The 9,787-nt window shown below is 71.4% G+C and carries 8 protein-coding genes and 1 pseudogene; 7 read left to right on the top strand and 2 right to left on the bottom strand.

Annotated elements, in window-relative coordinates:
- The first annotated feature begins 300 nt into the window (after positions 1 to 300).
- Positions 301 to 2,334 (top strand): ABC transporter ATP-binding protein, encoded by a 2,034-nt coding sequence (locus ACZ4SA_RS20445; RefSeq protein WP_468276375.1) that lies wholly within the window; start codon positions 301 to 303, stop codon positions 2,332 to 2,334.
- Positions 2,331 to 4,109, top strand: coding sequence for an ATP-binding cassette domain-containing protein (locus ACZ4SA_RS20440; RefSeq protein ID WP_468276373.1), 1,779 nt, complete (start codon positions 2,331 to 2,333; stop codon positions 4,107 to 4,109). The genes ACZ4SA_RS20445 and ACZ4SA_RS20440 overlap by 4 nt, the downstream gene beginning before the upstream one ends.
- Before the next feature lie 76 nt (positions 4,110 to 4,185).
- Here the strand turns inward: ACZ4SA_RS20440 and ACZ4SA_RS20435 are convergent, their stop codons facing one another.
- Complete coding sequence (locus tag ACZ4SA_RS20435; protein ID WP_468276370.1) at positions 4,186 to 4,773, bottom strand: response regulator transcription factor; 588 nt, start codon at positions 4,771 to 4,773, stop codon at positions 4,186 to 4,188.
- Between the two features lie 446 nt (positions 4,774 to 5,219).
- Here ACZ4SA_RS20435 and ACZ4SA_RS20430 point away from each other — a divergent pair, with 446 nt between their 5' ends.
- The 4 genes from ACZ4SA_RS20430 to ACZ4SA_RS20415 all read left to right on the top strand — a co-directional run bounded on the left by ACZ4SA_RS20430 (position 5,220) and on the right by ACZ4SA_RS20415 (position 8,449).
- Positions 5,220 to 5,723 (top strand): ATP-binding protein, encoded by a 504-nt coding sequence (locus tag ACZ4SA_RS20430; RefSeq protein WP_468276368.1) that lies wholly within the window; start codon positions 5,220 to 5,222, stop codon positions 5,721 to 5,723.
- A gap of 414 nt (positions 5,724 to 6,137) precedes the next feature.
- Positions 6,138 to 7,322 carry a YVTN family beta-propeller repeat protein gene (locus ACZ4SA_RS20425; RefSeq protein ID WP_468276366.1) on the top strand — a complete coding sequence of 395 codons (1,185 nt, stop codon included), beginning with the start codon at positions 6,138 to 6,140 and terminating at the stop codon, positions 7,320 to 7,322.
- A 73-nt stretch (positions 7,323 to 7,395) separates the two neighbouring features.
- Positions 7,396 to 8,013, top strand: a complete 618-nt coding sequence (locus tag ACZ4SA_RS20420; protein ID WP_468276363.1) for an ADP-ribosyltransferase — start codon at positions 7,396 to 7,398, stop codon at positions 8,011 to 8,013.
- Positions 8,014 to 8,233: 220 nt separating this feature from the next.
- Positions 8,234 to 8,449, top strand: coding sequence for an EF-hand domain-containing protein (locus ACZ4SA_RS20415; RefSeq protein ID WP_468276362.1), 216 nt, complete (start codon positions 8,234 to 8,236; stop codon positions 8,447 to 8,449).
- Between the two features lie 59 nt (positions 8,450 to 8,508).
- Here the strand turns inward: ACZ4SA_RS20415 and ACZ4SA_RS20410 are convergent.
- Positions 8,509 to 9,236, bottom strand: a pseudogene (locus tag ACZ4SA_RS20410) (hypothetical protein); the annotation flags it as partial.
- A 95-nt stretch (positions 9,237 to 9,331) separates the two neighbouring features.
- Here ACZ4SA_RS20410 and ACZ4SA_RS20405 point away from each other — a divergent pair.
- Positions 9,332 to 9,544 carry a hypothetical protein gene (locus ACZ4SA_RS20405; protein WP_468276360.1) on the top strand — a complete coding sequence of 71 codons (213 nt, stop codon included), beginning with the start codon at positions 9,332 to 9,334 and terminating at the stop codon, positions 9,542 to 9,544.
- The last annotated feature ends 243 nt before the right edge of the window (positions 9,545 to 9,787 follow it).

The following is a 9,787-nucleotide window of genomic DNA, read 5'->3' as shown; positions in this document are numbered from 1 at the left end:
ACCCCCCCCCCCCCCCCCCCTCCCCTCCCCCCCCCCCCCCCCCCCCGCACCCCCCCCCCCCCCCCCCCCCCCCCCCCCCCCCCCCCCCCCGCGGCGTCCGGAACGCCGTGCCCACAGCGGTGGACGGTTCTGCCCGGCCGAGCCCCCGGAGCGGCTTCCGGGGGCGGTCCCCGGAGGCGTTTTCCGCGGAGGAGTGCCGGAGACAGGTGACGGAGAGGGGTGACGAGGCTGGAACGGGCAGAGCGACCGCGGGGCAGGCGACAGCGTGACGAGGAAGGGCGTGACCAGGGGCGGTCGGCCGTGAAGCCCCGGGGCGAGGGCCGGCGCGAGGAGGGCCGTACGGCGCCGGGGAGCGGAGGAGACGCACTCCTGCGCGGCACGGTGCGGCGCACCTGGTTCATCACGGCCGTTCTCGGCTTCTGCTCGACGGCCGCCGCAGGGTGCGCGCTCGTGGTTCCCGCCGTCATCGGGCACGCGCTGGACCTGATGCTGGACCGACGCACAGGGGTGGCGCCATGGCTCGCGCTGAGCGCCGTGCTGATGGCGGGTGAGGTCCTCCTGGAGGCCGCACGCGTCCTGCTCAGCCAATTGGCGAACGCCCGCGCCACCGCCTGGGTACGCATCCGGGCGTTGACGGGGCTGCTCGGCAGTCCGCTCGACAGGGCGGCCTCGTACTCTCCCGGTGACGTCGCCGCTCGGCTGTGCGTGAACGCCGCGGACAGCGGAGCGGCGCCTGCGGCGCTCGCCACCATCGTCTCCTCACTGCTCGCCCCCGTGGGCGCCCTCGTAGCCCTCGCGCTCATCGATCCGTGGACCGCCGCCGTGTTCCTGGCCGGTGTTCCGCTGCTGCTTCTGCTGCTGCGTGCCTTCGCCCGTCACTCGTCCGACAGTGTCGGCCGCTACCAGCGGGTGCAGGCCGACATCGCCGCCCGGCTGGCGGAGGCGCTGGAGGGCGCCCGTACGGTCGCCGCGGCAGGCACCGTCGAACGCGAGGCGCGGCGCGTCCTCGCCCCGCTCGACGAACTGGCCCTGCACGGACGGCGTATGTGGACCGTCCACGGCCGTGCCGTGGCACACAGCGGCGTGCTGCTGCCGCTGCTGGTCACAGCCGTCCTCGCCGTGGGCGGGGTCCGCGTCTCCCAGGGCGCCCTGAGCGTGGGGGACCTGCTGGCAGCCTCGCGTTACGCGGCGCTCGCAGCGGCTGTCGGCGGGGTCGCGTCTCCGCTCGGCGCGCTCGTGCGGGCCCGCAGCGCGGCCCGTCGCACGGCCGAACTCGCGGACCTGGACCCGATGCCCCACGGCTGCGCGGTCCTGCCGGCCGACGGAACCGGCGCTCTGGAACTCAGCGGGGTCGGTGTCGTGCGCGGCGGTGCGCCGCTGCTCACGGACGTGTCGCTGAAGGTGCCGGGAGGCGCGACGGCCGCCGTGGTGGGCCGGTCCGGCTCCGGCAAGTCCAGCCTCGCCGCGGTCGCCGGCCGGCTCGAGGATGCGGACGTGGGGCAGGTGCTCCTCGACGGCACAACGCTGTCCCAGGTGGCGCGGAGCGACCTGCGCGCCTGCGTCGCGTACGCCTTCGCACGACCGGAGTTCCACGGCGTCACGGTGGCCGAAGCCGTGGCGGCCGGAGCCGTCCGCACGAGCGGGGAGCAGGTCCGGCGCGCTGCTGCCCTCGCGCACGCCGACGACTTCGTACGCCTGCTGCCCCAGGGGTACGGGACACCGCTGGACCGGGCGCCGTTGTCCGGGGGCGAGCGGCAACGCCTGGGGCTGGCGAGGGCCTTCGTACGACGAGCGCGTCTGACGATCCTGGACGACGCGACCTCGAGCCTCGACACGGCCACGGAACGGCAGGTGGAATGCGCGCTGTCGCGTTCCTCGCTCACGGGCACGCGGCTGGTCGTCGCCCACCGCGTGTCCACCGCAGCCCGGTCCGACCTGGTGATCTGGCTGGAGGCGGGCCACGTCCGACGCGTCGCGCCGCACGACGAGCTGTGGCGGGACCCGGACTACCGTGCGGTGTTCGCCCCCGAGCCCGTGCAGGAACGGCCGGCCACCCCGTACCCGCCGCCCGCGGGGGACCTTGTGCCTGCGCCGGATTCGCCGCCCGCGGGGGACCCTGTGTCTGCGCCGGATTCGCCGCCCGCGGGGGACCTTGTGCCTGCGCCGGATTCGCCGCCCGCGGGGGACCCTGTGTCTGCGCCGGATTCGCGGGCTGCGCCTGACCGCGTGCCTGCGCAGGACCCGTCACGCACTCCGGGCGCGGCCCCGCCGCGACGGGCCGGGTGGCCGCCCGCCGCCTTGGTCGCGCGCCGCGGCCGGGGGGCCGGGCGATGAGCCGGACCACCGCCCGGCCCGGTCACGGCCCCGCCGTCACGGACCGGGTGGCCGCCCGCCGCCTGGCGGCACCGGCCCGGCGTTTCCTCCTGCGCAGGAAGCGGACCCTGTTCGGGCTCGTGGCCCTGTCCGCCGCCGAGTCCGTGCAGACGTTTCTCGGCGGTTACGGAGTCGCCAGAGCACTCGACGACGGGTTCCTGCGGGCGGACACCGTGACGGGTCTGCTCTGGCTGGCGCTGGCGGCCGGGGTGATTCTGCTCAGCGCCCCCGTCACCCGCGGGGTTTTCGCCCTCCTCGCCGACCTGACGGAGCCGCTACGCGACGCTCTGGTCCGCCGCGCGGTGACGCACGCGTTGCGCAAGGCCACGGCCCCCGGCGGCTCGGTCGACGGAACCGCCGTCTCCCGGCTGACCAGCCAGACGGAGATCGCCCGGGACAGCTTCGCGGGGCTTGTGCTCACCGCGCGCTCCTTCGTCTTCGTCGCCGCCGGGGCCGCGGTCGGTCTGCTGTCGCTGGCACCGCAGTTCCTGCTGATCGTTCTGCCGCCGCTGCTGCTGGGAGTCACGCTGTTCATGGCGTCACTGCTGCCGATGGCCCGCGCCCAGCACCGTTACCTCGACGCCGACGAGGCGATCGGCCGGCACGCGCAGGGCGTACGGACGGCCCTGCGCGACATCGTCGCCTGCGGCACGCAGGACGAAGCCATGGCACGGGGGCGGCTCGACGTCGACGAGGCCGCCGCCGCGGCACGGTCGATGGCCCGCTGGGCGACCGTGCGCACGCTCGCCGTTGCCGTGGCCGGTCAGCTGCCGGTCTTCCTCCTCCTGATCTGCACTCCGTGGCTGGTGGGGCAAGGCGTCACGGCGGGAGCACTGGCGGGTGCCCTCACCTACCTGCTTCAGGCACTGCTTCCCGCCCTGCATTCGCTGATGACCGTGCTCGGCGCCGCGGGCGCGCGGCTGCTCGTGGTCCTGGGCCGGCTCACCGAGCCGTACCCGGACACGGCCGTCGCCGACCCTCCCGCCGCCGGCTCGGAGTCCGGCCCCCCGACAGACCGGGCGGCGGTGGAACTCCGGGGCATCCGGGTCTCCTTCGGGTCGCGGGCGCGTCCCGTCCTGGACGGGCTGGACCTGACCGTCACCGAGGGAGAGCACCTCGCCGTGGTCGGGCCGAGCGGCATCGGCAAATCGACACTTCTCCAGGTGGCGGCCGGCACGCTGGCACCGACCGCAGGGACGGTGCGGCTGGCCGGGCACTCACTCGGGCCGGCGTCACCCACGGAGCTGACGGGCATGCGCGCCCTTCTCCCGCAGGACGCGTACGTGTTCACCGGCACGCTCCGGGACAACCTGTGCTACCTGCGCCCCCACGCCCCGCGAGCCGCAGTGGAGGAGACCGTACGGGCGCTGGAGCTGGAGCCGCTCGTGGCCAGGGTCGGCGGTCTGGACGCCCTGCTGACACCGCGGACCCTCAGCCAGGGCGAGCGGCAGCTGATCGCCCTCGGCCGCGCCCATCTCTCCCTGGCGCCCGTGCTGTTGCTCGACGAGGCGACGTCCCATGTCGATCCCTCGACGGAGGCGGTGGCGGAGAGGGCTCTCGCCGCCCGGCCGGGGACCCTGGTGGTGGTGGCCCACCGGCTGTCGTCGGCCCTCCGGGCGGATCGCGTCCTCGTCCTCGACGGCACGCACGCCCGGTGCGGAGCGCACGAGGAACTGCTCGTGCGCTCCGCTCTGTACCGGGATCTGGTGGGGCACTGGCACGGCACGGCCCGCTGATCCGGCCGGCCCGCCGTCCAGCGGCGGCGGTCCGTGTGCACGGATCGGGCGGGACCGGGCGGTCCGCCGACCCGGATCAGGTCCAGCCGGCCCCCTGCGCGATGCGGATCGCGTCCACCCGGTTGCGGGCCCCCACCTTGCGTATGACGCTCGCCATGTAGTTGCGGACCGTCCCCTGGGACAGGTGCAACGACGCGGCGACCTCCGCGATCGGCTCTCCCCTGGCGGCCAGCGCCAGTACGCTCAACTCCCGGCGAGTCAGCGGCATTTCCGCTGCCGTCAGAAAACCGGCGGCGAGTGCCTCGTCCACGAACCGGTCACCCTTCGCGGCGCGGCGCACCGCTGTGATCAATCGGCTCTTGGAGCCGCCCTTGTCGACGAACCCGAGGGCACCGGCCTCATGGGCCCTTCGCAGCACCCCTGGTCGCTGTGCCGGGACGAGTGCCACGAGGGCGCCCCTTCCGGTCACCGTCCGGTCGGCGGCGCGGGCCGGCTCGAGGCACTCGGCGTCGATGACGTACACGTCGGGCGCCGGAGCGCCGGGGGCCCGTCGCTGCGGCCAGCGCCCCACGGAGGAGACATCGAACTCACCTCCGGAGCGCAGCAGTTCCTCGAGCGCCGCTCGCAGCAGCCCGGCCTCGTACACCACAGTCACCCGTATCATTTCCCACCCTTTGGGTATGCCCGGCACGCCTGTTCGGCGTGACGCTCGTGATCCGCCCCTCCTCTGAGTGCCCCCGCGATCGTCCCGGGAACGTGGGCTTTCGGAAGCACAGGGGCGCACGCGACGGCGGATTGGCCGGATGAGTACCCGGACCGGTGAACCGATGCAGGCCATCGAGGGTTCCGCAGCGGAGCGCCGCACGACAAATGGCCTGATAGCGCGCCCTGGTGAGCTGTGGGCGGCAGGCCGGCACGTCGGCGTCGGTCGGCGGCCGTGGGTGCCGGCGTCACTCGTGCGGGTGGCCTTCGCCCAGGTGCGGACAGGTGAGCGGCGCCTTGCGGCGTCGGGACCGTGTGCCCTGCGAGGCGGTCGGGCCGTCCTGCTGCGAGGGGCTCCGTTCCGCGGGAACGGCCACACGGACCGTCAGTTGCGGCCATGATGGAGGCATGTCGGGCCTCGAGGGTGTGGGACAACCGCGGCAGCGCATCGGCGCCACCGCCGGGCGGTGGGCACCAGCCGCCGACGACGAACAGGCGCTCAAGGCACTGGAGTTGTACGGCAACCCGACGGAGGGCGAGGTAAGCCTCCCCTCCCGCCCCGAATCCGCCGCCACGGCCCGCCGGCTCACCCAGTGCGTGGTGCTGCGCCAGTGGTCGCTGCCTCCGCAGACCGGGGAGTACGCGATCCTGCTCGTCTCCGAACTCGTCGGCAACGCGGTCCGCCACACCGGTGCGCGCGTCTTCGGATTACGGATGCTGCGCCGCCGCGGCTGGATCCGCATCGAGGTGCGCGACCCCTCCCGGGGGCTGCCCTGCCTGATGCCCGTGACGGAGATGGACACCAGCGGCCGGGGCCTCTTCCTCGTCGACAAGCTCGCCGACCGGTGGGGTGTGGACCTGCTGCCGCGCGGCAAGACCACCTGGTTCGAGATGCGGGTCATCGACCGCTGAAGCTCCGCTGATGCGCAGAACCCCCGCTGATGCACAGAAGCCCCTCGCGCCGGGACGCGGCGCCGCGGGGGCTTCTGTGTGGAGCGCCGTGGATTGGGGGGTGCATCCACGGGCGCCGATGTCGACCTGGCCCGGGTCAATGGAGGTCGTGCCGTCGACTATGACAGACAGCCCGCTCATCGCCAAAATCCCATATATGGACAATCGGCTCACTTCAGTTCTTCTCGAGGAGGAATCATAGGTGAGATGGTCCACTTGCCTGGCAATCCATGTGTAAGTGTGGATAGCAGGGTGTGATTCATCGAGCTTGTGGTCGCTGCTCATGCCTCGAGGGTCGGAGTCGGCGCGACCCGTGATCATCTGAATTGCGTAAATCGTTACTTTTCGCCCCCCTGCCGCCTACTGTGCTTGTCCGTGAAGACACCCCTCACGAAGCGGACCACGGTGCTGCTCGCCGTCACCCTTCTCGCCCTGCTCGCGGGCTGCGGCCGGGGCGGGGGGAGGCCGGAGGCGCGCGGCACCGAACCGGCCACCCCGTCCGCCGCGCCCACCAAGGTCTCCGGCGCCCTCGGACTGCCCGGCATGCCGCCCGTCCTGGATCCCGACGACATCTACGCCGCCGACCGGCAGGGCATGCTCTCCCCGGTCGTCAGGGGATTCCCCTCCCGGGTGTACGTCCCCAACACCAAGTCCAACACCGTCTCGGTCATCGACCCCCAGACGTACAAGGTCATCCGGACCATCCCGGTCGGTGCGCAGCCGCAGCACGTCGTACCGTCCTGGGACCTCAAGACGCTGTGGGTCAACAACAACCGGGGCAACACGCTCACCCCGATCGACCCGCGGACCGGTGCGGCGGGCAAGCCCGTCGAGGTGCACGACCCGTACAACCTCTACTTCACGCCCAACGGCAAGTACGCCGTCGTCATGGCGTCCCTGGACAGAGAACTCGTCTTCCGCGACCCGCACACCATGGAGTCCCAACACGTCGAGCCGGTGTCCTGCTACGGAGTCAACCACGCCGACTTCTCCGCCGACGGCAGCTACTTCGTCGTCTCCTGCGAGTTCTCCGCCGAGCTGCTCAAGGTCGACACGGAGAAGATGAAGGTCGTCGCACAGCAGAGTCTGCCGTTCGAGGGCGCGATGCCGCAGGACGTGAAGCTCTCCCCGGACGGCAAGACCTTCTACATCGCCGACATGATGGCGCACGGCGTGTGGGTGCTCGACGGTGAGAAGTTCACCCAGCCGAAGCTGCTGCCCACGGGCAGGGGCGCCCACGGGCTCTACATCGGCCGAGACTCCAGGGAGATGTTCATCACCAACCGGGGCGAGGGGTCCGTCTCCGTCTTCGACTTCGCGAAGAACGACCTGACGAAGAAGTGGTGGCTGCCGGACGGCGGCAGCCCCGACATGGGCGGCATCTCCGCGGACGGCAAGGTGCTGTGGCTGTCCGGGCGTTACGACTCCGAGGTGTACGCCCTCGACACCAGGACCGGGAAGCAGCTGGCGCGCATCCCCGTCGGCGACGGCCCGCACGGGCTCGCGGTCTACCCCCAGCCCGGCCGCTACTCCCTGGGCCATACCGGCGTGTTCCGTTAGCCGGATGCCCAACTCGCCCACGGGCGGGTGACGATGCACGGTCCGGCGTCGCTGTGCCGGGATGGTGATCTCCATGATCATGACTAGCCTGCGGCGCCGGGCCGCCGTGCTTGCGCTCGCTCTGACCACCACTCTCGTCCCGGCGGCAGCGTCCACCGCCGCCGATGCCGCCTCGGTTGCCACCGCCGCTCCCGCCGCGGCCGCGGCCACGTGCCCCGTCGTCGGGGACCCGCTCCACGCCGCGGCCGACCGCAGCGTCGACATCGACCGGATCACGCCGGCGCCGTCGTACCGCACCAACTGCAAGCAGCTGTACCGGGCCGACGGACGCGGTCCCGAGATCATCTTCGAGCAGGGCTTCCACCCGAAGGCGCCGCAGAACGGCCAGTACGACATCGAGAAGTACGTCCTGGTCAACCAGCCGTCGCCGTTCGTCTCGACCACGTACGACCACGACCTCTACAAGCAGTGGAAGAGCGCCTGGAACTACTACGTCGACGCCCCCGGCGGCATCGACGTCAACGAGACGATCGGTGATACCCACAAGTGGGCCGCGCAGGTCGAGGTCGCCTTCCCGGGCGGTATCTCACGCGACTTCGTCGTCGGCGCCTGTCCCGTCGACAAGCAGACCAAGCGCGAGATCATGAGCGAGTGCCAGGACAACCCGCACTACCTGCCCTGGCGCCTGTGAGGTGAGCACGCCGCCCTGGCACCGGTCGCACGACCGGACCCACCGTCACCCCGCCGTCCGGCGCCGGAAACCGTCCGCGCGCCGCCGCGGCCAGGATCCCCGCTGGCCCGTCGCTCATCGGCTGTCTCCCCGTACACATCTCTCGGCCTCGCCTCCGTGATCGCGTGACGGTGTCGATAATCTGACCTCCGTCAGTAATGCACCAAGAAGGGGTGGACCGGTGGCGGACATCGAGGAAGCACGCAAGGCGTTCGACCGTTACGACGCGGACGGCGACGGCTTCATCACTGCGGCCGAATACAAGACGGCGATGGCTCAGATGGGCGACTGGAACGTCACCGAGGCCGTCGCCGAGGCCGTGATCGCCGCGCAGGACACCGACAAGGACAAGCTCCTGTCGTTCGACGAGTTCTGGGCCCACCTCAACAGGGCCTGAGCCAGAACGCCGCTGCCCCGCCCGGACGACCGGGGCGGGGCAGCGGCTTGCCGCCGGCCTCAGCCGAAGGACTTGACGTTCGTCCAGTCTGTCGACAGAACCATCTTCACGGGCGGATTGGTGTTGGTCTCAGACGGGTGGTAGACCCGCATCTTGCCATCCGCACCGAACCGGGCCCACATGTCGGGTATACCGTCCCCGCTCACATCCGGGATGCCGATGACTGCCGACACGTTCGTCTCCGTCCAGCTCGTCCCGTAAGCCACGTCTCCGTCACGGGAGTTGGCCGCCGTGGTGAGCGAGACGAGGTCGACGCTGCCGGCGGTCGTGCCCGGCTTTCCATGGCGGACGTACATGTTGCCGGTGTCCCGGTTGCGCCACACCAGGTCCGGCGTGCCGTCCCGGTCGATGTCCGCCACGTTGACGATCTCGCGGCCCGCCCAGACGTCACCGTTCATCAGGGTCGCCTTCGTTTGTCGCCCGTGACGTCCCCGACCGCCTTGATCTGCGTCCAGGTGGACGGCGCCGGTGCGTCGGCGGGCAGCCGGATCCGCAGCCGCTTGTCCACGTTGAAGCTGCCGTAGCCGTCACCGGGGTAGAGCCAGAAGCCGCCGTCGGGGGTGCGGGCGAACAGGTCGGTCGTACCGTCACCGGGATAGGTGTCCGAGTGCTTGGCGATCAGAGCCGCCTTCCCGGTGGCCGGGTCGTACCAGTGGCCCTCCGGGTGCAGCTTGCCGTCGCCGGTGTAGGAGGCGGCGAGGGTGCTGTACAGCTCGCCGTCCACGTCCGATCCTGTCGGCGACTGCGCCACGGGCGCCGGCCTGCTACGTGCCGGCGGGCGCTACGCCGGTCCTCGTCCACAACACCGGCGGCAGCGGCCACATGTGCGATATCGCCGCGACAGCTCCTGACGGGAGCACGCGTGTCGATGTGAAGCTGGAGAGCGGTGACATGACTCCGGAGGAGGCTGCTCTCGGCTATCCCAATAATTCCGCTTTCACGCACACGGAGCACCGGTTCTCGCGTATGGCCGGTGCCTCCACAGGACCGAAGGTCTCATTCCGAACGATCCGTTCGCTGGTAAGTACCCGTTGAGTCCCGGTGACGCAGTGACGATGCGAGGCCAGCTTCCGCCCTGCTCAAGGTGCAAGGGGCGATGAACCGCATGGTCAGGGAATTGGGGGTGTCGGTTACGTATGCATGGGACGGGGTCAAGGGTGCCGGAACATGGAAGGCGAGGGGCTAGTGTCCTGAGTCGTTAGTTCGCTTGCGGTTGTAGGGTGGGGTGATGCCTGGTCCGAAGCCGTTGCCTCTGGAGCTGTCCGATCACGAACGCCG

This window comes from Streptomyces sp. NPDC027962 (genome assembly GCF_055566095.1).
This window is presented reverse-complemented; position numbering and strand designations above follow the sequence as displayed.

Coding starts and splice junctions, on each gene's coding strand:
- ACZ4SA_RS20405 (WP_468276360.1), top strand. CDS start 9,332: ATGTGCGATATCGCCGCGACAGCTCCTGACGGGAGCACGCGTGTCGAT.
- ACZ4SA_RS20430 (WP_468276368.1), top strand. CDS start 5,220: ATGTCGGGCCTCGAGGGTGTGGGACAACCGCGGCAGCGCATCGGCGCC.
- ACZ4SA_RS20440 (WP_468276373.1), top strand. CDS start 2,331: ATGAGCCGGACCACCGCCCGGCCCGGTCACGGCCCCGCCGTCACGGAC.
- ACZ4SA_RS20435 (WP_468276370.1), bottom strand. CDS start 4,773: ATGATACGGGTGACTGTGGTGTACGAGGCCGGGCTGCTGCGAGCGGCG.
- ACZ4SA_RS20420 (WP_468276363.1), top strand. CDS start 7,396: ATGATCATGACTAGCCTGCGGCGCCGGGCCGCCGTGCTTGCGCTCGCT.